Source organism: Natronolimnobius sp. AArcel1 (assembly GCF_011043775.1).
Taxonomy (GTDB): domain Archaea; phylum Halobacteriota; class Halobacteria; order Halobacteriales; family Natrialbaceae; genus Natronolimnobius.
This window is the reverse complement of record NZ_JAAKXY010000006.1, coordinates 115,721-142,480: the sequence shown is the minus strand read 5'-3', so window position 1 is coordinate 142,480 and position 26,760 is coordinate 115,721. Positions and strand designations below refer to the sequence as shown.

The window sequence follows — 26,760 nt, the reverse complement described above, 5'->3', positions numbered from 1 at the left end:
CGTTAGTCGAAATCCGGAAGATCCTCCGGCGGTTCGTACTCGGCTTCCCAGTCGATGTAGTCGTCTTTGAGCACTTCCGAAACGATCTGGCCGAACTCCGTCAGTTCGGCGTTGATCGCAGAGACCGTCCCCCACGTATCGAGTTCCGGATGATACTCTCGAGTCTGCCAGTCCTCGGGAATCCCCGGTGCGTGATACCCCACGCGGTCGGCGAAATCGTCCCAGAAGAAGTCGTACTCCGCAAAGAGGTCGAGATCGCGAGCAATGTCGTACTCCCGGCGCTCGAGGTCGGTCTCTGCGAGCCACATGTCGAATGCCTCCTCCCAGGCACCGCTCTCGAGAAAGTTCTGCAGTTCCTCGCGCCGGTAGTCGACGTCGACGCCGTCGTCGGCGCTGATCGTCGCGTCCTCGTACTCGTTTGGATCGACGAACTCGAGTTCCGGTGGGGCCGGTGGTTCGGGTGGGTCAGCCGCGAGTGTCATACCCGTTCGTAGGAGTGGTCTCCGGATAAGAATTCTCACCGACGTCAACACAGCGGAGTAGCGCAAACGGATACCAGTGACAGTGATCGAACCACATCGTTATTCCTGTCGACGATATAGACACTCGTATGGCCAGCGATAGCGGTGGGCGAGACTACAACCTCACGGAACTGTTCGCCCTCAAATTCGTCCTCGCGGACGTGGTGATCATCGCGGCGCTGCTGTTGGCGGGACCGTGGGTCGCCGTCGCGATCACCGCGCTGTTCGTCCTCAGCTTTATTTTGCTCTGGTATCTCACCCGGCCCGCGGACGACACAGACGAGCCCGAACAGGCCGTCGATCCGGTCACCCAACTCCAGCAACGCTACGCCGCGGGTGAACTCTCCGAATCCGAGTTCGAACACCGCCTCGACCGACTGGTCGAGTCGAACGAACGCGCCGACCGCGCCGGCGTCGACACCGACGAGTTAGAACTCGAGTACGAGCGCTCGGATTGACGCTGCTGGCGGAACCAAACACTCAATCACGCGCCACCCATAGAACAGGTGATGACCGAGTACGAGGCCGTGGTCCTCGATATCGATGGCACGATCGTTCGCGGCGATGAACTTCTCCCCGGTGCGACCGACGGAATTCATGCCCTCGAGGAAGCGGGCTGTTCGCGATTGCTTTTTTCGAATAATCCCACGCGGGGACGTGCCCACTACGGCGAGAAACTCGCCCCGCACGGACTCGAGGTCGAGCCAGAGACTGTCCTGACCTCGGCGACAGTAACAGCACAGTATCTCTCCGACACCCATCCCGGCGAGCGCGTCTTCCTCGTTGGAAGCCCGCGACTCGAGGCGATTCTCGAGGATCGATCGATTGTAGTCACGACCGACCCCGCTGACGCTAATGTGGTTCTGGGCTCGTTCGATCGCGACTTCTCATATGACGACCTCGCTGAGGCGCTGTCCGCTCTCGAAGGCGATACCGCATTTTACGGCACCGATCCCGATACGACGATTCCGGTCGATGGCGGGACGATTCCCGGTTCAGGTGCGATTCTCGCAGCGATGGAAGCCGCTTCGGGTCGTGAACCTGACGCAATTTTAGGCAAACCGTCTGCAATCGCAGCCGAGGCAGCGATGGCTCGCCTCGATGCGGATCCCGGCCAGACGCTCGTCGTTGGCGACCGGCTTGATACCGACATCGCACTCGGCAAACAGGCCGGTATGGACACCGCCGTTGTCCTCACGGGCGTGACGGAACGAGCGGACCTTGAGGCTGGAACGACTGGCCCAGAACCGGACCACGTCCTCGAGTCTCTCGGCAACATCGAGACAATTCTCTGAGCACTATGATTACGATTCGGAGACATACTTATCCCGCTGAACAACATAGTCATACGTGATTACATATGTCATCGAAACTCACGACCATTGTTCGGCGGGCACGCTACGCCGCGTTTGGGGCCGCAATCGGTGCTGCAATCGGCAGTCTATTCGGTCGAAGCGGGGCAAGCACTGGCGGCGCAATCGGCGGGTTGGTCGGCGCTGTCGCCGCCGACACACGCGAAACAGCAGACGAATACATCCACGAAGCACGAGGCCGCGTCGACGACGCGAAAACCGAGTAGCGTCAGTACCATCCCATTCCGGCACTATTTGTCAGTTCTCACAGCACATCTGCTATGACAGTCGTCACGACGCCACCGCCGCTCGAGCGCGGCGACAACATCGCCGTCATCGCCCCGTCATCGAACCCAATTGAGGAGTTCCCGTACGTCTACGAACGCGGCCTCGAGCGCCTGCGCAAAGTGTTCGACCTCGAGCCGGTTGAGTACCCGACCGTCGAGATGGGAAACGAAGCGTTAGCCGACAAGCCCGAGGCGCGCGCTCGAGACATTATGGATGCCTTCGCGGACCCAGATACAAAGGGAGTGATTGCTCTCATCGGCGGCAACGACCAGATTCGGGTCCTCGAGCATCTCGAGGCGGACGTGCTGCGGGAAAATCCAACCCGGTTCTACGGCTACAGCGACAACACGAATCTCGCGCTGTATCTGTGGAATCTGGGGATCGTTTCCTACTACGGCCCCTGCGTGTTCACCGAACTCGCGATGGACGGCGAGATGTTCGAGCACACAATCGAGTACACCGAGCGCGCCTTCTTCGAGGATTCGGTCGGCGAGATCCGCCCCGCCGACCACTTTACCGACGAACCCGGCGACTGGGCAGACCCCGACTCGCTCGAGCAGGCCCGCGACACCGAACCCAATTCAGGCTGGCAGTGGGCCGGGGGCGACAACCCAGTCTCGGGGCGCGTCTGGGGTGGCTGCCTCGAGATTCTCGACCAGCAGTTCCTCGCAGACCGGTATCTCCCCGACGAGGACGACCTGGAGGGAACGATCCTGGCACTCGAGACCTCCGAAGAACTGCCCGATTCCGGGTGGGTCGCTGGCGTCCTCAGAGCCCTCGGCGAGCGCGGACTGCTCGAGCGCTTTGCCGGCGTGCTCGTCGGCCGTCCACCGGCACGATCACATCTCGAGGATCGCCCACCGGAGCGTCGTGAGACGTATCGAGAACAGCAGCGCGAGGCAATCGAAGGCGTATTCGAGAGGTACAACCCCGACGCGCCGCTCGTGTTCAACGTCGATTTCGGCCACACGTGGCCGACGACGCCGATCCCAATCGGCAGCGTCGTCGAGGTCGACCCCGCAGCCGAGACGATTCGCTTTGAGTGAGTCTCAGTCGCCGTTTTCGCCTGCGAGTGCTTCCTGTCGGAGCTGTTTTTCCTGCTCGCTCGAGACCATGAGGTCGGGTACCGGCGTCGGCTCGTTGTGTTCGTCAATCGCGACGTAGACAAAGTAGGATTCAGTCGTCTTCTCACGTTCGCGCGTCCGCAGGTCTTCGCGCTCGGTGACCAACCGGACCTTGATGCTCGAGGTGCCGGCGTCGTAGACGTATGCGGTAATGTAGGCGGTGTCGCCGACCGGAATCGGGCGCTCGAAATCCATGCGGTTGACGTGGGCAGTGACACAGGTCTCGCCGGCAAAGCGCATGGCACTCATCGCGCCGACTTCGTCCATCCACTTCATGACGTTGCCCCCGTGGGCAACGTCGAGCATATTGGCGTGGTTTGGCTGGACCATCTCACGATTCTCAATAACGGTTTCGATCAGTGCGGTCATGCTCGTCGGTTGTCAGGGAAGCTATTCAGGTCTATCGTCACGATTCGGCGAGCTATTTCGACCTGTATCAACGGAGGAGAACGACTCACAAGTTCGACACTGGTAAAAGCCCCGACCGAGTTGCATAGTGCTAATGAGCGATGCAGGCGACGCCAACGTCCCGGAACCCCCCGGCGACGACACCACCGATCAGGGGTCCGTCGAGGTTCTCGGGACGGCCCACGTGTCCCAGGCCAGCGTCGATGACGTCCACGAAGCTGTCGACAGAGAACAACCCGATATCGTCGCCGTCGAACTCGACGAAGGACGATATCAACAGATGCAAGGCGGTACACCCGATGACCTCGAGGCCAAAGACCTCCTCTCGGGCAACACCGTCTTTCAGTTCCTCGCGTACTGGATGCTCTCATATGTCCAGTCGCGACTCGGCGATCAGTTCGATATCGAACCCGGCGCGGACATGAAAGCCGGCATCGACGCCGCGGAACGAAACGGTAGCGGCGTTGCACTGGTCGATCGCGACATTCAGATTACGATCCAGCGATTCTGGCGGCGGTTATCATTCACCGAGAAGCTGAAGATGGTCGGCGGGCTCGCACTCGGGATTACGAACCCGAAAACGATTGGGCTTGCCTTCGGTGCCGTCGGCGGCGCACTCCTCGGATTTGTCTTCGCCGCGTTCATCTCGCCGTATCTCGGCCTCGGCGAGACGCTGTTGCTTGGTATCACCGCCACCTCGACGCTGCAGTACGTCGGCGCGGTCGGACTCGGAACCGCCGGCGGTCTCTTCATCGGCCTCCTGTTTATCCCCCCGATCGAATCCGCCCACAAATACACCGGCGGCCTCCTCGATGGCTTTTCACTCAGTCTCGTCATCGGCGTGCTTGTCGGAATCGCGGGGAGCCTCGCGCTGGTCGCCACCGGCACGTTCGTCGGCCCGTTCTCTCAAGGAGGACTCGAGAGCGCTGGCATCTACTCGATCCGCGGTGGCGTTGGCCTCTTGGCAGGGCTCGGGATCGGTGTTGCCCTCGGAGCCGTCCTCGGACTCGTCCTCTCCGCACTCGGCGGTGATGTCGAGGAAGTCGAAGAGATCGATATCGAACAGATGACCGACGGCGACGTCGTCGCCGCGATGATGGAGGAGTTCCGCCAGTTCAGTCCGCGTGGCGCAAACGCCCTGATCGACGAACGCGACGCCTACATCGCCCACAACCTGCACGCACTTCGAAAGCAGGGCTACGACGTGCTCGCCGTCGTCGGTGCGGGCCACAAAGCCGGTATCGAGAACTACCTCCTGAACCCCGACGAACTCCCGCCGATGGACTCGCTGACTGGCACGGCCTCGAGTCGGCGGTTCTCGCCGCTGAAAATCTTCGGCTATCTCGTCATGCTTGCATTTTTCGGCTTTTTCTTCCTGCTGATTATGGCAGGCGTCCAGAACACGTTCCTTCTGCAGTTGTTCATCGCGTGGTTCCTGTTTAACGGCATCTTTGCCTTTACGCTCGCCCGACTCGCAGGCGCACGCTGGAGCAGTGCCGGCGTCGGTGGCCTCGTGGCGTGGCTGACGAGCATCAACCCGCTGATCGCCCCGGGCTGGTTCGCGGGCTACGTCGAACTCAAACACCGGCCGGTCAACGTCCGGGATATCCAGACGCTGAACGAAATCGTCGGCGACACCGAACGGCCGGTCGGCGAGGCCATGGAAGAGATGTTCAACGTGCCGCTGTTCCGACTCATCATGGTCGTCGCGTTGACGAACATCGGGAGCCTGATCGCAACCGTGCTCTTCCCGCTCGTCGTCTTGCCGTATCTGGCCCCCGACATCGGCGGTGTTGACGCGCTCATGGGCGAACTGATGCAAGGCGCTCGGAACAGCCTCGAGTTACTCCGCAGCTTCTTCGCATGAGTGTCCGAACAACCCGTCAGTCGGAGCCGGAACTCACTTTCAGCAGCAAGGAGCTGTTCGACCTCGCAGTCGCCTGGATTGTCCTAAGCGTCGCGTTTGCGCTGTTGCTCGCACCGATTCACCGCGTTGCTGGCGTCACCATCGGCGACTTCGTCACGATGGTCGGACTCAGCTTCGTCACCGTCGGCGTCGCCTTCCTCCTGCACGAACTCGCACACAAGGTCGTCGCCATCGAGTACGGCCAACTCGCGGAATTTCGTGCGGACTATCAGATGCTGTTTCTGGCGATCATGAGCGCCCTGATCGGCTTCCTGTTCGCCGCACCCGGAGCCGTCTATCACCGTGGGCGCATCACGAAACGCGAGAACGCGATGATCGCCTTGGCCGGCCCGTTGACGAATCACCTGCTCGCAGTCCTGTTCTTGCCACTAATGCTGTTTGGCGGCTACCTCGGGGTTATCGGTCACATGGGCGTCCTGATCAACCTCTTTCTCGCCGCGTTCAACATGATCCCGTTCGGGCCACTCGACGGGAAAACGGTCCTGACGTGGAACAAAGCCGTTTTCTCGGCTGTCTTCGTTGTGAGTGCGGTCGTGCTCGTCGGGTTCATCCTGACGTTCGGCTTCTGGTGAGCGGCCGCTCGCCTCGTGCGGGACCGGTGACCTTTTGCTCGCCCCACGCGGTCGTTCGCACATGACCGATTCAGCGGACGATGCAGACGAGGAACGGCTCACCTACGCCGACACCGGCGTCGATATCGAAGCCAGTGAAGACGCAACCGCAGCCCTCCTCGAGGCCTTCGGGAGCGACCTTCGAACCGAATACGCGGGTCTGATCGACATCGGCGACCGCTATCTCGCGCTCGCAACGGATGGCGTCGGGACGAAACTGCTCGTCGCAGAAGCCCTCGAGGACTTCTCGACGATTGGTATCGACTGCATCGCGATGAACGTCAACGACCTCGTCGCGGCGGGCGTCGAACCCGTCGCGTTCGTCGACTACCTTGCTATCGACGAGCCTGACGAAGAGATCACGAATCAGGTCGGTGAGGGACTCGCAGTCGGCCTCGAGCAGTCCGATCTGACGATGCTCGGGGGCGAAACCGCCGTCATGCCCGATGTCGTAAAAGGCTTCGACCTCGCGGGTACCTGCGTCGGACTGGCCGATAAAGACGAGATCTTCGAAGGCGAGGCCGCAGTCGGCGACGCGCTCGTGGGTTTCCCGTCAAACGGTATCCACTCGAACGGCCTCACGCTCGCTCGCGAAGCCGCGACTCGGAATCACGACTACACCGACGAGTTCCCGCTCGATCCCGAACACACCATCGGCGAGGAACTGCTCCGGCCGACCCGTATCTACACGGACCTCCTCGAGTCGATGCACGACCACGACGTTCGCGCGGCGGCTCACGTCACTGGCGGCGGGTGGACGAACCTGCTGCGGATGGGCGAGCACAACTACGTCATCGAAAATCCGCTGCCAGCCCAGCCAATCTTCGAGTTCATCCAGGAGGAAGGGAACGTGACCGACGAGGAGATGCACCGGACGTTCAACATGGGCACTGGATTCGTCGTTGCGCTGCCCGACGAGCAGGCTGATGCACTCGTCGCCGAGACGGACGGGCAGATTATCGGTCACGTCAAGGAAGGCAACACGGTCGACATCCGCGGATTGAGCCTCGAGTGAGGCAGTAGCTGGCGACCGGGAGCGGCGTTCTATGGAGGTTACGTGCAACGAGAACGTACCGCCACACCAAACAGGTCGCTCCCACTCACCAATTCTCGAGAACTTAGGCCGACCAAAACCTTTTTAGAATTAGGCTCGCCTAACTCACAGTAATGGACGTACCCGTTCGCAGGCAAGATTCCGAGACCGACGACACCGACGAGCCGGAAGCGGTGGTGACCTGCCACGAGACCCGCCCCGGAAAAACCGTCTTTACGGAATGCGACAACACCGATGGCTGGATCGCGACCGATCTCACTGTCGACCTCGAGCCCTGAGCCGAAGCCAGACTGAACGCCGCCCTCCAGACTGGATTGGGTGATCACAGTCGCGACTATCTCGCTACTCACGCATACAGTCGCAGCTATCTTTTCCTCGAGCACAGGTCGCTGTACGCGTCAGTCAGGACGCGACGAGTATCGCTTCAAAAATCGTGTGGTGGTCCCGCCGCCAACGTCGTCCGCAGTCGATTACCGCTCTTTCGTCGCTTCTTCGAGCACGAGAGAGTCGTCCTCGAGGTAGTGCTCGAAGTGGTGACCGTCTTCCTCGAGCGTGACGAGGATCTCACGAAGGATTTCGGCGGTTGCGTAGTCGCCGAGGTTATCCGCGAGTTCGATGCTGCCGCGCATCGATTCGATGATGTCGCCGTACATCTCGAGGTCGTGTTGGAACATCGTTCGGACGTCGTAGACGTCTTCGCCCTCGAACTCGACGGTCGCGCGGTCTTGTAAGTTCGCCGGACCAGAGACGGGTACGCCGCCGAGTGCTTGGGCGCGCTCAGCGATGGCGTCTGCACCTTCCTCGACGTGTTCATAGGCCTCCTCGAGGAATTCGTGGAGGGGGAGGAACTCTGCGCCCTCGACGACCCAGTGGTGCTTTTTGAGCTGGTGGTATAGGACGTACGCGTTCGCAAGTTCCGAGTTCAGCGCGTCGACGATCTGCTCGGCTTTGTCCTGGTCAAGGCGAAGTTCGTTCTCCTCGACGACATCGGCTGGTTGACGGACGGTTTTCTGAGTGCTCATCGTACGTCAATCGTACGTGCGCATCCCACTTAAAGCTTGTCCGGGCAAAAACAATTGTTTTGGTTTAGAAAACCTATTTTTCCTATTCTAGCTAGTGAGTTTCTATGTTGCATAATCTCTCCGGGGAATATGTTCGGAAGTCAGCACATCAAGATGAGATAGAGTAGTGAAAACGCCGAGTCAGTACACGTGCTATCGATCAACAACAACGTTTTTACTCGCGCTTGCGCTTCGCGTTGGTATGAGCGAACGCGAGGTGCTCGAGTTGCTTCGTGAGAACGCACGGTACTCCACGGCGGATATCGCGCGAATGACCGGCCTCGAGGAGTCCGAGGTCGACACAGCCATCGAAGAACTCGAGGCAGCAGGCGTCATCTGTGGGTATCAAGCGGTTGTCGACTGGGACGAGCTGGAAGACGAGCGTGTCCGTGCCGAAGTCGAATTGAACGTTCGACTCGACCGCGAAACCGGCTACGGCGACATCGCAGAGCGCCTCGCCCGATTCCCACAGGTCACCGCGTTACGCCTCGTCAGCGGCGACTACGACTTCGATATGGAGGTCGAAGGTGACTCGATCCGCGAAGTCTCTCAGTTTATCAGCGAGAAGGTCGCGCCCGTCCCCGAGATCACCCAAACGGTCACGCACTACGTGATGACCTCGTACAAAGAAAACGGGATCGAGTTCGGAAACGGTGACGAGGACGACCGGCTCTCGGTGTCGCCCTGACCCACAATGACGTTCGAACTTGCAGATCGCGTCCAGTCGGTCCCGCCATCAGGCATCCGCCGATTCTTCGAAATCGCCGAAGAGCGCGACGACGTCATCTCACTTGGTGTCGGCGAACCCGACTTCGCAACGCCGTGGGCGGCCCGCGACGCCGCGATCACCTCTCTCGAGCAGGGCAAAACCTCCTACACGGCAAACCGGGGGAAACGCGAACTCCGCGAGGCAATCAGTGACTACGTCGCCGATCGTTTTGATCTCGGCTACGGCCCCGATGAGGAGATCATTGCCACCGCTGGCGCGAGCGAAGCCGTCGATCTGGCTTTCCGTGCACTCGTCAATCCGGGCGATACCGTTGCGGTTGCCCAGCCATCGTACATCTCCTACGGACCGGGCGTAACCTTCGCCGGCGGTGAGGTCCTGCCCGTGCCGACGACGGAAGAAAATGACTTTCGGCTGACGGTCGACGCCCTCGAGCAAGCCGGCGCAAACGAGGCCGATCTGCTCGTATTCTGTTATCCGAACAACCCAACGGGTGCCATTATGCGTGAGTCAGACCTCGAGCCAATCGCCGAGTTCGTCCGTGAACACGATCTGACTGTCCTTGCCGACGAGATTTACGCGGAACTCACCTACGACGGGCACACGCACACCTCGATTGCGACGCTACCGGGCATGCGCGAGCGCACTGTCGTCTTCAATGGCTTCTCGAAGGCGCACGCGATGACGGGGCTGCGACTTGGCTACGCGCTTGGCCCCGCCGAGGTCATTGGCGCGATGAACAAGATCCATCAGTACACGATGCTCTCGGCTCCGACGACGGCCCAGTACGCCGCTCTCGAGGCGCTCGAGTCCTGCGAGAATGACGTCCAGGAGATGGTTTCTCAGTACGATCGACGCCGCCAGTTTATTCTCTCGCGATTCCGCGAGATTGGCATGGACGTCTTCGATGCGAAAGGCGCGTTCTACTGCTTCCCGGAGGTTCCCGAAGGCTGGACCGCAGAAGAGTTCGCCGAGGAACTGCTGCACGAACAGGGTGTCGCCGTCGTCCCCGGTGACGTCTTCGGTGCAGGCGGTGACAACCATCTCCGCGTCTCCTATGCGACCGGGCTCGAGGATATCCGGGAGGCGCTGGCTCGGATCGAGGCGTTCCTCGCGGACCACTGAGACGGGATCAGCAACGTTTTCTCGCTCGCTGCGGCGGTCGATTGTATGGCTGACTATCGCCAGATTCCCGATGAGCGGGAGGTGTTCCACGAGTACCGGACTTACGCGTTTGCTCCCGAACTGGGACCAACGTCGTACGATTCCGACGAACACGACACACCGCGGGCACTGCTTGGCTCGCCACGAGGTATCTACCCGGATGCCAACGCGGACGCCAGCCAACCACGTGCGGTCTGTCGACACTACTGGCTCAACGCCCGCGTACGCGGCGAGTTCCATCCAACTGCCGGACTGGCAGCCGTTGCGGCCCCGCCGGAGTATCGCCGTCAGGGCTCCGTCGGGCGTCTGCTCGAGCACTCACTCGAAGAGTATCGCGAACGCGGCTGTCAATTCGCGGTGCTGTGGCCGTTTCAATACGCGTTCTACCGACAGTTCGGCTGGGATACGAGCAATACGATTGTGACTCACGAGTGCGATCCCGAAACGCTCGCGTTCGCCTCAGACGAAGCCGACCGTGACGGGTCGTTCATGCGTCTCGAGCCCAACGACTATGACCGTCTCGAGTCGGCCTATCACGCCTTCGCTGAGGAGTACGCACTCTCGCTCGAACGCTCGGCTGACTGGTGGCGTTATTGCATCCTCGAGAGCTTCGATACCGACCCGTATATCTACGCCTACGAGCGCGATGGAGTCGTTCGAGGCTATCTCACGTACACGATCGAAGCAACCGCCGACCACAGTGAGCGGACGATGGACGTCTCCGAACTCGCATTCGAGACGTACGACGACCTACTCGCACTCTTGTCGTTCTGTCATACTCACGATTCACAGGTCGACCGAATTCGACTCCGCCTCCCCGAACAGGTCCCGCTGCTCGAGATTGCAGCCGAACCCGACAAAATCGAGACGACAGTCGAGACAGGGCCAATGGTCCGACTCGTCGACGTCGAAGCCGCGCTGTCGGCGCTTTTGTACCCCGATCTCGAGGCGACGATCACGCTCGCGGTCACAGACGATGTCGCTGAGTGGAACGACGCTACGTTTACGCTCTCGAGCGACGACGGTGGTGGCGTCTGTGACCGAGACGACTCGCTCACAGCCGACGCGGCTGACGCACAACTCGATATCGGCGCGCTCTCGCAACTCGCTGTTGGCGCTCGCTCCGCAACCGCTCTCGAGCGAACTGGGCGACTCGAGGCGGATACAAGTACGCTCGAGACAGTGACGGCCCTGTTCCCAGAGACAGCAACCTACCTGAGTGATCAGTTCTGATGGACGAGAGCCCGCTCGAGACGGTAATTGCCGTCCAGTGGGCGTCGGCCGCGACACTGAAATACGCGCTACCCAAAGTATAGATAACACTGTTCTATGTCTCTCGATCGTGGTCCGCAGTCAATGCCGGTGACGCATACGCTGGGCTCTTCCGACGCGGCGGGAGCAACAGGTGAGACGGCGTGAAACGCCGATCGATCCCAGCGCTCGATCGCGTTTCAGACGCGTTTTTCGCACTCGATACGGACTTTCGGTTTACGTATCTCAACCGGCGCGCACAGTCGCTGCTCAAGCGTTCGCGCTCGGAACTCATCGGCCGAGTCATGTGGGATGAGTTCCCCGAAACCGTCGAGACGCAGTTTCCCGACGGCTTTCATCAGGCGATGGACAAACAGATTCCTGTCTCGTTCGAAGTCTATCATACCCGCCTCGAGACCTGGTTCGAAGCGCGGGCGTACCCCTCCGAGACCGGCCTGTCGGTGTACATGCGCGACGTCACCGAGCGAAAGCAACAGGAGACCGCCCTCGCCCAGCATGCGGCCGTCGTTGAAGCGATCAGCGACGGCGTCCTCACACTGAGCCAGGACCGCCGAATCGTCTCCGTCAACAGCGCACTCGAGCACCTGCTTGGAACGTCCCGTGCTGAACTCGTCGGTGAACACGTCGAAATTCTCACTGAACTAGCCGACGTTGCGGATGAACAGGCACTCGAAATGGGGCGTGCGATCACCGACATCGACACCGGCGCGACCGAGACGCGTACGCTCGAGGCGGCGATCACGAACGCGGCCGGCGTCGAACGGATGAGCGAATTTCGGTTTGTCCCGATTGAAGACAAGACAGCGACCGTCGCCTGCGTGATTCGCGACATTACCGACCAGCACGAGTACGAGCGCGTCGCGACGTCGCTACACGAGATTACTCGCTGGCTGCTTGACTCCGACGATCCCGAGGAGATCTGTGCGATCGCCGTCCACGCCGGTAGCGACCTGCTTGGCCTCCCAATCAGCGGCGCATGGCTACTCGAGGAAGAACATGGCTATCTCGAGCCAGTCGCGGGAACCGCTGACGCACACGACGAGTTCGGTGGCCTCCCGCGATTCAATCCCGGGGAGGGACTCGTCTGGGACGTCTTCGAAGCCGGCGGCGTCGAACAATTCGACGATCTCGAGGCCGAAGATGACCTCTATAACCCCGAAACCCCCATTCGGTCGGAGATCATCGCACCAATTGGAACCCACGGTATCCTCATGACTGGCTCGTTCGAAGCCAATCGCTTCGACGAGACCGATGTCGACCTCGTTTCGACGCTGGTCGAAAACACCCGTGCCGCACTCGACCGTGCAGACCGCGAGCAGATCCTTCGCGATCGAACCGTCGAACTCGAGCGCCAGACAGAGCGACTCGAGAGCGTTGCGGACGTGCTCTCGAACGACCTTCAACAGCAACTCGAGGAGGTCGCGGACGCACTCGATGATGATCCGACTGACGACTCGTGGCAGTTCCCACTCGCAGAGGAGTCCGTCGGCACGACACTGGACCGGGCTGAACGGCTCATCGACGACGTCCGGGAGTTCGCCCGAAACGCCTCGTCAGTTCGAACCCGAAGCCGGATTCGCCTCGAGCAGGCCGTTCTCGAGGCTGCTGATAGTTCACAGCTGATCGCAGAGAACGTCATCGTCGAGCAAGAAGCGACGCTCAGAGCTGATTCCGACCGGTTCATCTCGTTCCTCGAGGCGGCGTTCAACGACGTCGCAGCGCGAAGCGACACTGACAAGGGACGAGACGTAACCGTCTGGATCGACGTGGTCGGCCTCGAGAACGAGGATACCCGCTCGCGTGGCTTTTTCCTGCGAGACGATGCGGCCGAGAGTTATGCTGCAACGCACGACCGCGTGTTCGATCCCGCATCCCCGGGGAACGAAACGGCGCGAAACGGATTAGGACTCGCACTCGTCAAAGCCATCGCCGACGCCCATGACTGGCGGTTATCGGTCGACTGCGGCCCGGATGGTGGCACACAGATCGACGTCAGAGACGTGATGACACTCGAGTTGGTCGATGCCGAGAATCCATAGGACTACTCCTCGGACGCACCACGGGCGATATCCTGTGAGAGCTGTCGCGCATCGCCACCCTCGAGAACCGCAGCAACTGTCTCATCGACGCGCGTGCGCAATACGGCAAGACGATCCTCGAGTTCGTCGTACTCGCGGCTGGCTGCGAGTTCGGCCTCGTTCTTTTCACCGTCGAGGAGGGCCTTCTTCGAGGCGAGCGCAAAGAGCGTTCGCAACTGCTCGTCGTAGGTCGAACGCAACAGCAGTTGTTCAATAACATGATGCAGTTCCGCTTTTGAGACGGGTTTGACGAGATAATCGTCGAATCCCATGCCAATAATATCAAAATCGGGTTCGACTGCGGTCACCATCGCAATCCGGCAGTCGAGATCGCGGTCTCGGATCGTCTCGAGGACGGTATCGCCTGACAGTTCCGGCATCCGGCGGTCCAACAGGACGACGTCAATCGCCTCGTCGATTGCATCGAGTGCCTCAGGTCCATCGTATGCCGTGCGAACGTCGTACTCGCCCGCAAGCCATGCGGTATACAGATTCGCGAGGTCGGGTTCGTCCTCGACAATTAACACGGACGGCAACTCGGTATCCATCGACTAGGTGGCCTCCACTGTCGTTATGCAGAGCAGTTGTCCCGGGGGTATTTCAAAATATCGGCATCAGCAGTGAGATACACTATTTGACAACGAGCCGAATAAAAGGCTGTACGACCTCGTTTGTCTCGACTATGCGAGTTCGCGTTCGATTGTTTCTCGCAGGCCGGCAATCGTCGCTGCGTCAGTCTCGAGTGTTTCCTCGCCAGTTGTGATCTCGAGGTGACCGGTCGTCGTCACCGAGCCGAGGTCGACCACTGGGGCGATGCCGTCGAACGCCTCACGAACCATCTCAGGTGCGCTCGTCTGAACCAGTACTCGACCAGGCTGTTCGTGGAACAACGTACCGATCGGATCGTCAGTCGAGAGGGTGACCTCGAGACCGGCGTCTGCGGTGACCATTTCAGCGAGTGCAACGGCGAGTCCACCGTGGCTCACGTCGTGGGTCGCCAGCGTCGCGTCGTCGTCTGCGATGTCCGCAATGGTCTCGATAAGCGCCGTTGGTTCCTCGGGGAGGTTGGGGAACACGTCGCTACCACCCTGCTGGGCGAGATACTCGGAGCCCCCGAGTGCGAACGTCTCTGCCTCGAGACCGAGGTCACCGACAAGCAACAGTGACGAGTCGTCTGCGGCTTCCGCGTCGACAGCCATCGGCGGCGCGTCGTAACCCGCTTTCGTCCCAACGAGTGCGAGCGTTGGCGTCGGCGGAATCGGCCCGGCGACAGAGTCGTTGTACAGCGAGACGTTCCCGCCGACGATGGGCGTCTCGAGCGTCGCACACATATCGGCCAGTCCGTCGACGATTCCTGTGAACCCGCCGTAGACGTCGGGCTTCTCGGGATTGCCGCCGTTGAGACAGTTAACTGCCGCAAGCGGCGTTGCCCCTTTCGCGGCGACATTCGTCGCGTTCTCGAGGGCGATCGCTCGAGCCCCGTCGTAGGGTGCCGTGTCGGTCCAGTTGGGTGCGGCACCAGAGGAAATCGCGAGTCCAGTCTCGGCTTCCCGGACCGCAACGATCGCGGCGTCGTCGCCGGGGCCGACGCTCGTCCGGACGCCGACTTCGTGGTCGTACTGGCGGTAGACCCAGCGCTTCGAGGCCGTGTTCGGGCTCGAGACGATGGTTTCGAACGCCGACTCGAGGTCCGCGTCGGGGAGTGCAGTGTCGGGCTGGTCCGGCTCATCGGCTGGGAGGTCGTTCATCGGCGCACCCTCGCCGAGGAAGTGTGCGTCGACGTCGACGACGGCTTCATTGTCAAACGTGCACGTATAATTCCCGTCAGTCACCTCGCCAATGACCGAACAGCCAAGGTCGAATCGCTCAGCGATTTCGGCCACGCGGTCGACGTTCTCGGGTGCGACTTCGTAGCACATCCGCTCTTGGGACTCGGCGAGCAAGATCTCGAGGGCGTTCATATTCGGCTCGCGCTGGTGGACGCGCTCGAGTTCAATGTGTGCGCCGAGACCGCCTTTGGCGACGAGTTCGCTCGAGGCACCGCCGAGGCCGGCCGCGCCGAGGTCGCGTGCGGACTCGATGAGTTGCTCCTCGATGAGTTGCTCGTTGGCCTCGATGAGGAGTTTTTCTGCGTAGGGGTCGCCGACCTGGACCGCGGGGCGGTCTTCGGTTTCGGCGTCCTCCGCGAGGTCTTCGCTCGCGAAACTCGCACCGCCGAGGCCATCTCGGCCCGTCGCGTTGCCCACGAGGACGAGTTTGTTGCCGGGTTCCTGTGCAACGGCGGTGACAAGGCGCTCCTCGTCGGTCAGGCCGACGCAGGCGACGTTGACGAGTGGATTGCCCTCGTAGTCGTCGTGGAAGTCAACGCTGCCCGCCACAGTCGGGACACCGATACAGTTTCCGTAGTGGCTGATTCCCTCGACAACGCCCTCGAAGAGGTACTTCGAGTGCTCGCGGTCGAACGCACCGAAGTACAGCGAATCCGCGAGCGCAATCGGGTATGCCCCCATCGAAAGCGTGTCACGGACGATGCCGCCAACGCCCGTCGCAGCCCCGTCAAACGGGTCCACGTAGGAGGGGTGGTTGTGGCTCTCGATCCCCAGCGTAATGTAGGTCTCCTCGTCCCCATCGCTGTCGGGCAATGCGACGACTGCGGCGTCGTCACCCGGGCCAATGACGACCTGCTCGCCCTCGCTCTCGAACGCCGACAGCAACGGTCTCGAGGAGCGGTACGCACAGTGTTCGCTCCAGAGGTTCTCGAACAGCGCCGCCTCCGCCGGGGTCGGCTCTCGCCCCAGTTCCTCGACGACGAGTTCGCGGTCCGAATCGGCAAGACTCATTCACTTCAGTGATGAAAGCCGGTCGGTAAAGGGGTTTCTATGTGCACGTTCGTGCATCAAATTTCGAGGGCGCTCTGTGGTATCGTTACTCGCTCGAGTCGGATGGCACGGCTCCGAGTGAGAACAGCACGACGAAACCGACGATGGTGAGGACGAGTCCGACGACGAAGCTGCGGAACACGTCATCGAACGAAAAACCCTGTTCGACAAGCCAGCCGACGGCAAACGGGCCGACTGCGTGAAGTGGCATCATCGTCGCACTGAAAATCGCGTACGCACTGCCGCGATGGGCATCAGACAGTGACGCGAGGACGTACGTATCCGAGACGGGAAAGAGGCTGTGGATGACAAAGCCCATGATCGCACTGACTGCGATGACGCCTGCAAGCGATTGCACAACCGTCAGTGCATACAGGGAGACGGCAAACGCGCCGGTGATCGCGAGCAGCAGGGGAATAAACGGCAATCGATCCGCGAGCGACCCCATAATCCAGAACGCCGGCAGTCCGGTGGCGAACATGACGGTCAATAGCGTGAGTGCGACGCCATCAGAGAGTCCCTTCGAGTCCACGAGATACGTCGCATAGAGGTTGAACACGCCGTTCCAGACGAGGCCGATAAAGCCAACCAACGCCACGGCAGTCACAATGAGTCGCCAGTTCGCCCACCATGCAGCCCGAAGGTTCCGGTCGGCTGCCCCAGCATCAGGCAACGTCGCGCGCTTTGCGAGCACGTAGAAGACCACCGTCGAGCACAGCGAAACGAATCCAATTGCCAGAAAGATCACTCGCCAACCAGCAAGCGGCCACAGTGTAATCGCCAGCACAACGCCGACGAATGCGGGCGCGATCACTGCTGCAACCTGTGCGGCGATGCCGTGAATGCCGATCATCCGGCCGACACGCTCCGGGAAGAGTTCACTTACGAGCGGGTTCGCCGACACGAAGTAGACGCCGCTGGCGACGCCCATGAGCAACGCACCGACGTAGAGCATCTCGAGTGAAACCGATGCGGCGGCAACAACCGACGACCCCGTCATGATGATGCCACTCCAGAGAACGATTGTGTGACGCGGATACTTCGTGAGCAGATAGCCAGTCGGCAGTCGAGGCACTGTCGACCCAACCCAGGCCAGCGTCGCGAGCAAACCAACAGCCGCTGGTCCAACCCCAAAGACGTCTCGCAGCGGCTCGAGCAGCGGCGCATAGATGAGCCGGCCAAGATTGACGAGAAAGACCAGCGTACAGAGCGAGCCAAACAGTCTCGTCCGACTGGTCGGACGGTCGCTGCCGGGGAGCCTGCTCGTCACCGAGTTCATAGCCCTGTTCTCGAGTGAAGCCTCTCAAGCGTTCTGGCTTGACGGTCTCCATCAGCCACGGTGGCAACCGGGACCGGGGTGCTTTTCATCACGCTGCCCGAATTACCACGCGTGCTGTCGGTCGAACTTCACGCCCACTCGTCGCTATCGTACGACGGCCGCGACCCGGTGTCGCTCATCTTAGAGCAAGCCGAAGCGATCGGCCTCGATGCGATTGCGGTGACCGATCACGATGAGATAGATGCCAGCCTCGAGGCCGCAGAACGCGCCCCCGAGTATGGACTCGTGGGTATCCCGGCAATCGAAATTTCGAGTAAGGCAGGCCATATTCTCGGACTTGGCGTCGAACGCGCCATCCCACCAGGACTGTCCTACGAAACGACGCTCGAGGCGATCCACGAGCAAGGTGGAATCGCCGTGATCCCTCACCCGTTCCAGGAATCGCGCCACGGCGTCATGGGTCGAATTTCACGTACGCAACTTGCGAAAGGGGACGCAATCGAGGTCTATAACTCGCGTCTGCTCACTGGCCGCGCCAACCGGCAAGCCGACCGCTTCGCCCGCGAGCACGACCTGCCCCGAACCGCCGGCAGCGACGCCCATATCAGCGAGATGGTCGGCCAGGCCGTCACCCGCGTCGACGCCGACGACCGAAGCGCCGACGCAATTCTCGAGGCGATTCGCGAAGGCAAGACCTCCGTCGAAGGCAAACGGACACCGTGGCACATCAGCGTCCGGCAGTTCGCTGGTGGCGTCACCCGACGGGTACGAAACAGCGTGCCGGGGCTATGGCAATGACGTTACGCGGTGCCAATACAGAGACTGTCCGTGACGCCCTCGAGCGAACGGACCCACTGCCCGGCACCACTGGCTTTGCAGGCGAACTTGACGGACGACTTGTCCGCGATGTCCTCGGGCGCGAACCACTGTTTCTCGAGGCCGGCGAAACGGACGTCCTGCAGTGGGCGTTCGAACCCGCTTCACTCGACGACCCCGTCCCGGTTCCAGCAGGGGCTGCCCTGGACGCAGACGATCCGCACTTGCCTGTTGACACAACCACTCTCGAGCGCCACTGGACACTCCCCGAACCCGAACCAGAATCCGATCAGGCAGCCGCCCTCGAGGCACTCGAGTCAGCGATTCAAACCGCACACAGCGACGCGACGGCCCCAGAGCGCGACATCGCCGTTGCCTTTTCGGGCGGCGTCGACTCCGCGCTCGTCGCCGAACTCCTTGATGCGCCACTCTACGTCGTTGGCTTCCCCGACAGTCACGACATCGAGGCCGCCCACACCGCCGCCGAGGCGATGGGCAGGGACCTTACCGTCGTCGACCTCGAGCCGGCAGACCTCGAGCGTGCGGTGCCCGAAATCGTCCGCGCGACGGGGCGGACGAACGCGATGGACGTCCAGATCGCCCTCCCGCTGTATCTCGTCGGCGAACGCGTCGCCGCCGACGGCTTCGACGCGCTCGCGGTCGGACAGGGTGCTGATGAACTCTTTGGGGGCTACGAAAAGGTCGTCCGGCTCGACCACCGCGTCGACGCCGAAACCACCCGCGGCGCGGTCCGCGAGCAGATTCGGAGTCTCTCCGAGCAACTGCCCCGCGACGTGCTGTCGATTCGGGCCGCCGGCCTCGAGCCGGTTGCACCCCTGCTTCACGACGCCGTCGTTGACGCGGCGCTCCGACTGCCGAACGAGCTGTTGGCCGACGAGGAGATGCGAAAACGGGGCTTCCGACAGGTTGCCGCGCAGTACCTCCCTGAGACGGTTGCGATGCGGGACAAAAAGGCAGTGCAGTACGGCAGTCTCGTCGCCCGCGAACTGGACCGACTCGCCCGGCAGGCGGGCTACAAGCGACGGATGGACGACCACGTCGACAAGTACATCGCGTCGCTGCTCGAAGACGAACCGACACCCCCGCCGGCCGAGTAGTCGCCCGCGTCTGATCAGTTACTGGTGCTATCGTACGCCTCACTGAAGTCCCACTCGCGGCGAAGGAGTTCCTCGACACCGTTCTCGAGGATGACCTCACCGAGGACTGTCGCACGATAGTAGGCGTAGAGGCCATCGCTGTCGCGTTCCGTTTGGACGCGTTTCTCGATCAGGCCAACGTCCCGTAGTTTGTTGAGGTGGTAATGGAGCGTGCTGTCGTCGATATCCATCACATCGTCGAGTTCGGTGGGTGTGAGATCACCAGAGTGTGTGAGTCGGTAAACGATCTCGAACCGGGTTCGATCACCGACTGCAGCCTGCATCTCGAGATAGTCATCCAGAGAGAGGACGCTCTCTTCGGGAAGGAGATCAGCCGGATCGTCCGGGTTGTCGGCGATCCGCGTGTTTTTCGTCCCCATTGTATTCGGTACTACGCGGTTTCTCCTTTTAGTCTTTCTCAAGCCAGGATTTTTCGAAAAGGCCCTCTTTTATATACTATTGATATATTGTTGTAATCATGGCGCAGGAAATTACACGTGATCACATCGCGGACCGACTCGGCGATGTAGCCTACGACCGTTTTCTACTCTATCTGATGGGGCCGTACAAATCGTTCAACCTAAACTACGTGTTCAACAACGACGAACTAAACGACGTGGAGATCAACGAACTCCCGGGACCGTTCAGGAAATTATTCCAAAACAAAGGCGAAATTGACGAGGCGAAAGCCCTACTTCGGCGAGTACAAGGCGATCTTCGAACAGATCCAGGAATTAACGCGTTTCTCGCAGTTGATATCGATATCGACACGGACGCAGTGGATGCAGTAACACAGAGTATCGAATACAGTCGCTGTGCAAATGCGACCGTGTTCATCGTTCCGTTTTTAGGTCACAATTTCGGCATTGGCGAAGAAGCAGGTAGCGTCCTCGAGAACCTTGCGGAGACCCACGGTGACAGGATCGTATTCGTCCACGAATCGGATGTAACCAGTGAAATGATTCGGTCAGCACGAACGCGCTGGGACCTTCGCATCGAAACGTACGAAACGGAAGCCGAACTGATCGAGACGGTGAAACGGTTCGTCGTCACGACGATGAACCGTGAACGGTTCGGTGACCTCGAGTATCTCGAGTAACTGCTACTGCTCGCAGGATTGGCACGAGGAATAGCAGGCAGCGAAACAGAAACGACCGAATCAGTCTTCAGTCTCGGTCGGAAGCGTGTTATCGGGCGTATCCGAGGTGTGTTCGTTGACCGTGCGGCGGTTTGCCTCGCCGATGCGGTCGGAGGCCTCGGCGACAACGTCCTCGACGTGTTCTTGGACCGGGCTGTCGTCGTCTTTGACGATTGGGCCCTTGCTACCGTCGGCACCAAAGTCGGGGTGAATCGGGATGCGTCCGAGCAGTGGGACGTCGTAGTTGTCGACGATCGTATCTGCACCTTCGGTCCCGAACAGGCCATGTTGGTCGCCACAGGACGGACAGACGAACGAACTCATGTTCTCGACGACGCCCAGTACGGGCGTGTCGTGCTTGTTGAACATCTGAATCCCCTTTCGGGTATCCTCGAGCGCCATCTCCTGGGGCGTCGTGACGACGACGGCTCCGGTGACTGGCATCGACTGCAGGAGGTTCAAGGTTGCATCGCCGGTCCCCGGCGGGAGGTCGACAATAAGATAATCGAGACGACCCCACTCGACGCCGTCCAAGAACTTCATCATGAACTTGTTGACCATCGGCCCACGCAAGATTGCGGGGTCGTCATCTTCTTCCATCATGAAGCCCATACTGATGATTCGGACGCCATCCGAGCGCGGCGGGACGATATCTTCGTTCGGCGTCACACCAGGATCACTTTCGACTGGTAGAATCTTCGGCACGTTCGGGCCGTGGATGTCGGCATCCAGTAGGCCGACCATCGCGCCGCGTTTCTCGAGGCCGGCGGCGAGATTCGCTGCGACGGTCGTCTTCCCGACGCCACCTTTCCCGGAGGCGACTGCGATGACGTTTCGGACGCGCGGGAGCACCTCGTCGTCGAAGCCGTGTTCCTGCCCGACGTGGGCTCGCAGGTCGGCCTCGAGGCCAACCTCATCACAGAGTTCCCGGATTTGATTGCCCAGTTCCATCTCGGAGGGGGCATACGGGGCGTTGAACGCGAGTGAAATACGGGCTGTCTCGTCGTCGATCGTGACGTCGTTGACCAAGCCGAGCGAGATGATGTCCTCGCCGATATCAGGGTCCTCGATGTCCTCGAGTTTGATCTTGAGTTCGTGTTCTGTGATACTCATGGTGCGTCGATAGCGGTTGGTGAACTGAAAGAGGCCGACGGGGATACGTGTGATGGTTCGGAACCGCCCAGACACTCGAGGGCTCGAGTTTGTCTCGAGACTATGGCGGGCCGGTCGAGCCGATCGGTTCCGGTGCGCCACCGAAGAAAATGATGCCGATGATAACTGTCAGGAAGAACATGGGCACCCACATCCCTGCGGTAATGCCGATCAGGTAGAGGACGCCCATCCCCCCGAGTTTCGTATCGCGTGGGGTGCCCGCGAACCACGCGATTACCATGACGTAGACGGGCACGAGGACGACGCCGAAAATAAGCCATGTCCCGATATTTGGAAAGCCGGTGACTCCTTCGGTGCCGTCGTAACCGTGATACAACAGCGACAGCTCTGACACACCGAGTGCGACGGAGAGTGACAGTGTCATAGCCAGTTGTCTGCTCCCACGGCAGTTTCGATACTGCATGGGCTTTCAAGGTCCGATTGTGCACAGCCAGTCAGGAGGGGATAAAAACAACAAAAACCGCGTCACAAAATCGGACAAGTCGACGGTGAGTCTACGGACCAGGTGAACCGACTGGTTCCGGCAGACCGCCGAAGAAGATGATCCCGATGAGCATCGTCAGGAAGAACATTGGGACCCACATGCCGGCTGTAATGCCGACCAGGTACACGATTCCCATCACGCCGGTTTTCGTGTCACGCGGCGTCCCGGTGAACCACGCGATGATCATCACGTAGATCGGCACCAGCACGACCCCGAAGATGAGGTACGTCCCGATGTTTGGGAAGCCAGTAACGCCTTCGGTCCCACCGACACCGGCATACAATGGCAACATCGTGAGTGCAGCCGTGAGTGCGCTCATGCTTTCACCTCCTGTTCAGTTGCGCTTTCAGTTGAGTCGTCATCGTGGCCATGTCCGTGGTCACCACGCAGATGTTCGATGGCGTGGAGTTCGACCACGGGAACGAGTTTGGAGATGACGAGGAAGAACAACGTCACCATCCCAATCGTCCCAAGCACCGACGACATTTCGATCAAGCTCGGCATGTACTCGCCGGGCGTGGCGTCGTAGATACTGAATGCAGGGTACCAGAGGCCAGCAACGACGAAGTACGTCTTTTCGACGAGCGTTGCGATCAACACCAGCACGGCCGCACCGATGGCGCGTGCTTTGGTGAACAGCGATGGACGGATCGTCGTCGCGAAGATGTACGCGAGGACGCCCAGAACCATCATCATCGGCACGATGTACGCTGGGTGCGAGAACTTCGAAGCCGTTGCGGCTTCGTGGTCGACAGTTGGCGAGAAGCTCCCGGACGCAAGCTGCTGCAGCTGAAGCCACAGGAACAACAGGCAGAAGAATCCGAGCCACAGGAGCAGGCCGCGGAAGACATCATCCGTAATGATGTGGTCCCAGTCGTACGCGCGTCGGAAGGCGTAAGAGACCAGAATGACGCCACTGATTGCCGAGGTAAGTGCAATTGTCAGGAACTGTGGCCCCTGAATTGCGCCGAACCAGCCGGGGTAGGTCGGCAGCAGGGCGAACAGCCACGGAATCACACCGCCGTGGAGCAAGAGCGGAGCCATGATGATGATCGCCAGCGCGAGCCACCAGACCATCCGCTCAATGACCTCGTCTTCTTTCTCGGAGTAACCGAGGGTCATCATCTTGTACATCGGCTCGAAGATATCCGGAAGGTCATCACGCAGTCGCGTGATGTCGTATCGGAGCGTGAGTCCGAGGTACGTCGCCGTGAGGACGAAGTACGCCGTAATGACCGTCACGTCCCACACCAGTGGCGAGTTGTTCACCGTGATGTGGTAGTGACCAATAACGCTCGTGACCATCCGGTCCGGACGGCCCATGTGGACAATAATGTAGAAGCCAGCGGCCGAGAGGCCTGCAAGCGTCAACATCTCTGCAAGGCGGGCAACTGGCATGTACCGATCCATGCCAAGCAGTCGGACCGCAGCGGACAGGATAATCCCGCCGTGGGCGATCCCGACCCACCAGATGAACGCGCCGATATAGAGACCCCAGGTGACACCGCCGCCGGAACCCCAGTCAGAAAGCCCGGTAACGCTCATCCCAACCCAGAGCTGGTACATCCAGCCGATCAGGAAGATACCGAACGCGACCGATGCAGCACCGAACAGTGCCAGATACGGTTTCGAGATCGCGTCGATCCCGATCGGTCGCAGAATGTCCGATTCATCCGGTGTCTTCGTGCTCATGAGAACAGTCCTCCGTCAACAGTATCCTCGTCAAGGACTTCCTTCCGGTTGTCGGTCAAACTGTCCCAGCCATCGTACGAGACTGGTCCTTCAACCTGCTCAGCGTTCGGTCCGGGTTCTTTCCCAATGTACGCGATGTTCGGGTTCGTCCCATACTCCTCGAGAAGTTTGAACATCGAGCTAGGGTTACCGGCGAAGTTGCGAAGGCGGTCTTCGGCGTCGCTTTCTTCACCATCGCCAAGCCGAAGTTCGTCCAGTGCATCTTCGTCCTCGAGATCAACGTACTCCTCGAGCGTTTCAACGGCTTCAAGAATCTCTTGTTCCTGCTCGAGGAGCGTCGTGTTCTCCTCGTCGCTGGGGCCGAGATCATCCGTCGTGATCTCGATCGCTTTCATGATCGCGACCACATCGGACTCGATTTCGAGCGCCTCGAGTGCGTCCTCGAGATCGGTGTCGCCGTCGAGTTCCTCATCGATGTCGTCGGGTGACGGCATGTTGTGGTGGGCGTCAATAATCGAGCGACTCTTGTTCGGGTTCTCACGGTGCTGGTAGGCATCGCTTCGCTCGTCATTGACGTTTCCGAACTGGATTGCATCCGGTGGGCAAGCTTCCTCACAAGCCGTGGTACCGACCTGTTCGTCGCCCATGAGGCCATCCTGACGAGTTGGACACATCGTACACTTGCTCATGACGCCCCGTGGGGCTCGAGCGTCGACCCATCGACCACGGTCGTCGGTCATATGGTCGCCTTCCTCGCCGGGTTCGACACCCATGTGATCAGCGATTTCGTCCGTCGAAACGTCTGGTTCGTTCCACTGGAAGTAGTTGACACCGTAGGGACAAGCAACCTGACAGTATCGGCAGCCAATACACACGTCGTAGTCCGTAAGGACGAGGCCGTCCTTGTCCCGGGTGTGACGTGCCGTCGTCGGGCACACCTTCTCACACGGCGCATCAGTACAGTGCTGACACGGGCGAACGAGCATATCAAACCCGTCAATACCGCCACGAACGTCGGGCGCTGGTGAGCCACCAGAGCTAAGTTCGTCTTCGAACGCGAGGACGTACATCCAGTTGACACCCTGATCGAGGTCGTTCTCCTGCGTACAGGCCTCAACACAGGTTAGACAACCGTCACATCGCTCGAGGTCGATTGTCATCCCCCACTGGAGATCATTTGCATCGTCGTCGCCTTCTTCCTGTGCTGCAGCAACGCTTGGTTCGGGCTGGCTTGGACCGTCATCGACGGTTCCCCATGCACCGAGACCAACAGCAGCCGCACCGGCTCCCATCTTCTTCATGGCACCGCGGCGACTGTCCTCGCCATCACCATCGAATTTCGAGAGCATTCGACCAACCGTCCCTTTCGCTTCTTCCTGGGCGGTTTCGTACGCTTCCTTGGTTGGTCGTTCGTCCTCGCCGAACTCCTCCATCACATCGTCGTGATATTTCTCGTGGAAGTCGGCTTCAGAGAGTTCGCCCTTCGTGACGCGGAATGCGTCTTGGGCCATTTGCATACCGAGGTCCGTATCGTACTCGGTATCGTCGAGCATCGTCTCGAGTTCGTCTTCCCACTCGCTTCCGAGTGGGTGGAATGATTCATCGTCCGTACTCATCTGGGTAAAACACCTCTGTACACGGCGTTTTCGTAGAGCAGTAACTTGACGGAGTGTACTTGAATATGTCCATCTGTACCTTCCCGCTACCGCGCACTCGCGGCTACGTCTGGTTGTATTATACACCCAATTTCCAGTTCACGAGAATTGCGGCGAATATGTTCGGAGATATAAATACTGCGTCCGTTTTATCGCTACACAAAGCCGAATGAGGGGATATACAACAGAGTTACTGGTCCGATCTCGTCATCAGTTTGCTGCAAGCTGTTCAGCGAGTGACTCTGCCCCGTCCAGTCCCGGCAAATCCTCGACAAACCGTTTGACAATCGCCTCTTCAGCACGATGGAGCGTCTCGCTGCACGTCGACTTTGCAATCCCGAGGTGCTCTGCAAGGTCCGTCAGCGAACACCGCCGCGGCGTGTCGTAGTAGCCCTGATCGACAGCCGTCACGACGATCTCGAGTTGGCGTTCGGAGAGTAACTGGCTCTGGTGCAGTCGCTCACTGACGCTATCGATCCGATAGGAGAGCCCAAAGAACTCGAGTTGTTCGGCGAGTTCAGCGAGGCGCTCTCTCGAGCCGGTAACCTCCACTGTGGCCTCGCCGTCGGCGATTTCGATCGGGAGTTCGATCGGAATTCCTGATTCCTGTGAGGAAAACAGCAACAGCGGGGCCGTCGTCTCGAAGTGAACCGTCGCCTCGCGTTCACTTCGCTGGGCGATTGTCAACTCGGTAAGCTGGTCGTGTTCACGCATTGCCTCGAGAACAGCAGTCACGTCTGAGCCGGCGATTCGAACGAGTGCAAATCCCGTCTCCGCTCCAGGGACTGCTGCCTGTACGCGAAACGTCGTTTCCGGGTGTGCCGTTGAGAGCTGCTGAATCCAGAGCTGCTCGGGCATCGTCAGTATCAGTGTTGCCTGAGCCATGGGTGTGAGTTCTAG

General features: G+C 60.2%; 28 protein-coding genes. 15 read left to right on the top strand and 13 right to left on the bottom strand.

The features are described from left to right. Positions 1 to 2: 2 nt before the first annotated feature. Positions 3 to 482, bottom strand: coding sequence for a hypothetical protein (locus G6M89_RS18360; RefSeq protein WP_165163359.1), 480 nt, complete (start codon positions 480 to 482; stop codon positions 3 to 5). Positions 483 to 610: 128 nt separating this feature from the next. Between G6M89_RS18360 and G6M89_RS18355 the strand changes: the two genes are divergently transcribed. The 4 genes from G6M89_RS18355 to G6M89_RS18340 all read left to right on the top strand — a co-directional run bounded on the left by G6M89_RS18355 (position 611) and on the right by G6M89_RS18340 (position 3,207). Further along, positions 611 to 979: an SHOCT domain-containing protein gene (locus tag G6M89_RS18355; RefSeq protein WP_165163358.1), complete on the top strand. Its 369-nt coding sequence runs from the start codon at positions 611 to 613 to the stop codon at positions 977 to 979. 51 nt (positions 980 to 1,030) lie between these two features. Beyond that, positions 1,031 to 1,816, top strand: a complete 786-nt coding sequence (locus G6M89_RS18350) for an HAD-IIA family hydrolase (RefSeq protein ID WP_165163357.1) — start codon at positions 1,031 to 1,033, stop codon at positions 1,814 to 1,816. A gap of 65 nt (positions 1,817 to 1,881) precedes the next feature. Next, positions 1,882 to 2,100 carry a glycine zipper 2TM domain-containing protein gene (locus G6M89_RS18345; RefSeq protein ID WP_165163356.1) on the top strand — a complete coding sequence of 73 codons (219 nt, stop codon included), beginning with the start codon at positions 1,882 to 1,884 and terminating at the stop codon, positions 2,098 to 2,100. Positions 2,101 to 2,154: 54 nt separating this feature from the next. Then, complete coding sequence (locus G6M89_RS18340; RefSeq protein ID WP_165163355.1) at positions 2,155 to 3,207, top strand: S66 peptidase family protein; 1,053 nt, start codon at positions 2,155 to 2,157, stop codon at positions 3,205 to 3,207. Between the two features lie 3 nt (positions 3,208 to 3,210). Here the strand turns inward: G6M89_RS18340 and G6M89_RS18335 are convergent, their stop codons facing one another. Continuing rightward, positions 3,211 to 3,654, bottom strand: a complete 444-nt coding sequence (locus G6M89_RS18335; protein ID WP_165163354.1) for an acyl-CoA thioesterase — start codon at positions 3,652 to 3,654, stop codon at positions 3,211 to 3,213. A gap of 133 nt (positions 3,655 to 3,787) precedes the next feature. Here G6M89_RS18335 and G6M89_RS18330 point away from each other — a divergent pair, with 133 nt between their 5' ends. The 4 genes from G6M89_RS18330 to G6M89_RS18315 all read left to right on the top strand — a co-directional run bounded on the left by G6M89_RS18330 (position 3,788) and on the right by G6M89_RS18315 (position 7,563). After that, positions 3,788 to 5,560: a TraB/GumN family protein gene (locus G6M89_RS18330; RefSeq protein ID WP_165163353.1), complete on the top strand. Its 1,773-nt coding sequence runs from the start codon at positions 3,788 to 3,790 to the stop codon at positions 5,558 to 5,560. Continuing rightward, positions 5,557 to 6,192 carry a metalloprotease gene (locus G6M89_RS18325; RefSeq protein ID WP_165163352.1) on the top strand — a complete coding sequence of 212 codons (636 nt, stop codon included), beginning with the start codon at positions 5,557 to 5,559 and terminating at the stop codon, positions 6,190 to 6,192. The genes G6M89_RS18330 and G6M89_RS18325 overlap by 4 nt, the downstream gene beginning before the upstream one ends. 61 nt (positions 6,193 to 6,253) lie before the next feature. Further along, positions 6,254 to 7,246, top strand: a complete 993-nt coding sequence (purM, locus tag G6M89_RS18320) for a phosphoribosylformylglycinamidine cyclo-ligase (protein WP_165163351.1) — start codon at positions 6,254 to 6,256, stop codon at positions 7,244 to 7,246. A gap of 152 nt (positions 7,247 to 7,398) precedes the next feature. Next, positions 7,399 to 7,563: a hypothetical protein gene (locus G6M89_RS18315; RefSeq protein WP_165163350.1), complete on the top strand. Its 165-nt coding sequence runs from the start codon at positions 7,399 to 7,401 to the stop codon at positions 7,561 to 7,563. 192 nt (positions 7,564 to 7,755) lie between these two features. Here the strand turns inward: G6M89_RS18315 and dpsA are convergent, their stop codons facing one another. After that, on the bottom strand, positions 7,756 to 8,307 hold the full coding sequence (dpsA, locus tag G6M89_RS18310) for a DNA starvation/stationary phase protection protein DpsA (RefSeq protein WP_165163349.1): 552 nt from the start codon (positions 8,305 to 8,307) through the stop codon (positions 7,756 to 7,758). Positions 8,308 to 8,548: 241 nt separating this feature from the next. Between dpsA and G6M89_RS18305 the strand changes: the two genes are divergently transcribed. From G6M89_RS18305 to G6M89_RS18290, 4 genes are all read left to right on the top strand, one after another. Then, a complete protein-coding gene (locus G6M89_RS18305; RefSeq protein WP_165163348.1) occupies positions 8,549 to 9,034 on the top strand; it encodes an Lrp/AsnC family transcriptional regulator in 486 nt (161 codons plus the stop codon). A 6-nt stretch (positions 9,035 to 9,040) separates the two neighbouring features. Beyond that, positions 9,041 to 10,198, top strand: coding sequence for a pyridoxal phosphate-dependent aminotransferase (locus tag G6M89_RS18300; protein WP_165163347.1), 1,158 nt, complete (start codon positions 9,041 to 9,043; stop codon positions 10,196 to 10,198). A gap of 45 nt (positions 10,199 to 10,243) precedes the next feature. Beyond that, the gene (gene eis / locus G6M89_RS18295; protein ID WP_165163346.1) at positions 10,244 to 11,470 is read left to right on the top strand and encodes an enhanced intracellular survival protein Eis; all 1,227 of its coding nucleotides are present in this window, start codon (positions 10,244 to 10,246) and stop codon (positions 11,468 to 11,470) included. A gap of 182 nt (positions 11,471 to 11,652) precedes the next feature. Beyond that, positions 11,653 to 13,548: a PAS domain-containing protein gene (locus tag G6M89_RS18290; RefSeq protein ID WP_165163345.1), complete on the top strand. Its 1,896-nt coding sequence runs from the start codon at positions 11,653 to 11,655 to the stop codon at positions 13,546 to 13,548. A 2-nt stretch (positions 13,549 to 13,550) separates the two neighbouring features. On the opposite strand, the gene G6M89_RS18285 is transcribed toward G6M89_RS18290, so the two are convergent. The 3 genes from G6M89_RS18285 to G6M89_RS18275 form a co-directional block, all read right to left on the bottom strand. Beyond that, positions 13,551 to 14,135, bottom strand: coding sequence for a response regulator transcription factor (locus G6M89_RS18285; RefSeq protein WP_165163344.1), 585 nt, complete (start codon positions 14,133 to 14,135; stop codon positions 13,551 to 13,553). Positions 14,136 to 14,267: 132 nt separating this feature from the next. Beyond that, on the bottom strand, positions 14,268 to 16,427 hold the full coding sequence (gene purL, locus G6M89_RS18280) for a phosphoribosylformylglycinamidine synthase subunit PurL (protein ID WP_165163343.1): 2,160 nt from the start codon (positions 16,425 to 16,427) through the stop codon (positions 14,268 to 14,270). 85 nt (positions 16,428 to 16,512) lie between these two features. Then, a complete protein-coding gene (locus G6M89_RS18275; RefSeq protein ID WP_165163342.1) occupies positions 16,513 to 17,745 on the bottom strand; it encodes an MFS transporter in 1,233 nt (410 codons plus the stop codon). A gap of 111 nt (positions 17,746 to 17,856) precedes the next feature. Here G6M89_RS18275 and G6M89_RS18270 point away from each other — a divergent pair, with 111 nt between their 5' ends. Together G6M89_RS18270 and G6M89_RS18265 are read left to right on the top strand one after the other, a co-directional pair. Further along, a complete protein-coding gene (locus G6M89_RS18270) occupies positions 17,857 to 18,543 on the top strand; it encodes a PHP domain-containing protein (RefSeq protein ID WP_165163663.1) in 687 nt (228 codons plus the stop codon). Further along, positions 18,540 to 19,679: an asparagine synthase-related protein gene (locus tag G6M89_RS18265; protein WP_165163664.1), complete on the top strand. Its 1,140-nt coding sequence runs from the start codon at positions 18,540 to 18,542 to the stop codon at positions 19,677 to 19,679. Before G6M89_RS18270 ends, G6M89_RS18265 begins: the two co-directional genes overlap by 4 nt. A gap of 14 nt (positions 19,680 to 19,693) precedes the next feature. Here G6M89_RS18265 and G6M89_RS18260 read toward each other — a convergent pair whose 3' ends face one another. Further along, the gene (locus G6M89_RS18260; RefSeq protein ID WP_165163341.1) at positions 19,694 to 20,098 is read right to left on the bottom strand and encodes a winged helix-turn-helix domain-containing protein; all 405 of its coding nucleotides are present in this window, start codon (positions 20,096 to 20,098) and stop codon (positions 19,694 to 19,696) included. Positions 20,099 to 20,196: 98 nt separating this feature from the next. Between G6M89_RS18260 and G6M89_RS18255 the strand changes: the two genes are divergently transcribed. Further along, positions 20,197 to 20,817 carry a hypothetical protein gene (locus G6M89_RS18255; RefSeq protein WP_165163340.1) on the top strand — a complete coding sequence of 207 codons (621 nt, stop codon included), beginning with the start codon at positions 20,197 to 20,199 and terminating at the stop codon, positions 20,815 to 20,817. Positions 20,818 to 20,877: 60 nt separating this feature from the next. On the opposite strand, the gene G6M89_RS18250 is transcribed toward G6M89_RS18255, so the two are convergent. From G6M89_RS18250 to G6M89_RS18225, 6 genes are all read right to left on the bottom strand, one after another. Further along, the gene (locus tag G6M89_RS18250) at positions 20,878 to 21,969 is read right to left on the bottom strand and encodes a P-loop NTPase (RefSeq protein ID WP_165163339.1); all 1,092 of its coding nucleotides are present in this window, start codon (positions 21,967 to 21,969) and stop codon (positions 20,878 to 20,880) included. A gap of 100 nt (positions 21,970 to 22,069) precedes the next feature. Then, positions 22,070 to 22,393 carry a hypothetical protein gene (locus G6M89_RS18245; protein WP_165163338.1) on the bottom strand — a complete coding sequence of 108 codons (324 nt, stop codon included), beginning with the start codon at positions 22,391 to 22,393 and terminating at the stop codon, positions 22,070 to 22,072. Positions 22,394 to 22,523: 130 nt separating this feature from the next. Further along, positions 22,524 to 22,832, bottom strand: a complete 309-nt coding sequence (locus G6M89_RS18240; protein WP_165163337.1) for a hypothetical protein — start codon at positions 22,830 to 22,832, stop codon at positions 22,524 to 22,526. Then, positions 22,829 to 24,205 (bottom strand): NrfD/PsrC family molybdoenzyme membrane anchor subunit, encoded by a 1,377-nt coding sequence (gene nrfD / locus G6M89_RS18235; protein ID WP_165163336.1) that lies wholly within the window; start codon positions 24,203 to 24,205, stop codon positions 22,829 to 22,831. The genes G6M89_RS18240 and nrfD overlap by 4 nt, the downstream gene beginning before the upstream one ends. Beyond that, positions 24,202 to 25,821 carry a 4Fe-4S ferredoxin N-terminal domain-containing protein gene (locus tag G6M89_RS18230; protein WP_165163335.1) on the bottom strand — a complete coding sequence of 540 codons (1,620 nt, stop codon included), beginning with the start codon at positions 25,819 to 25,821 and terminating at the stop codon, positions 24,202 to 24,204. Before G6M89_RS18230 ends, nrfD begins: the two co-directional genes overlap by 4 nt. A 249-nt stretch (positions 25,822 to 26,070) precedes the next feature. After that, on the bottom strand, positions 26,071 to 26,745 hold the full coding sequence (locus G6M89_RS18225; RefSeq protein ID WP_165163334.1) for a helix-turn-helix domain-containing protein: 675 nt from the start codon (positions 26,743 to 26,745) through the stop codon (positions 26,071 to 26,073). Between the last annotated feature and the right edge of the window lie 15 nt (positions 26,746 to 26,760).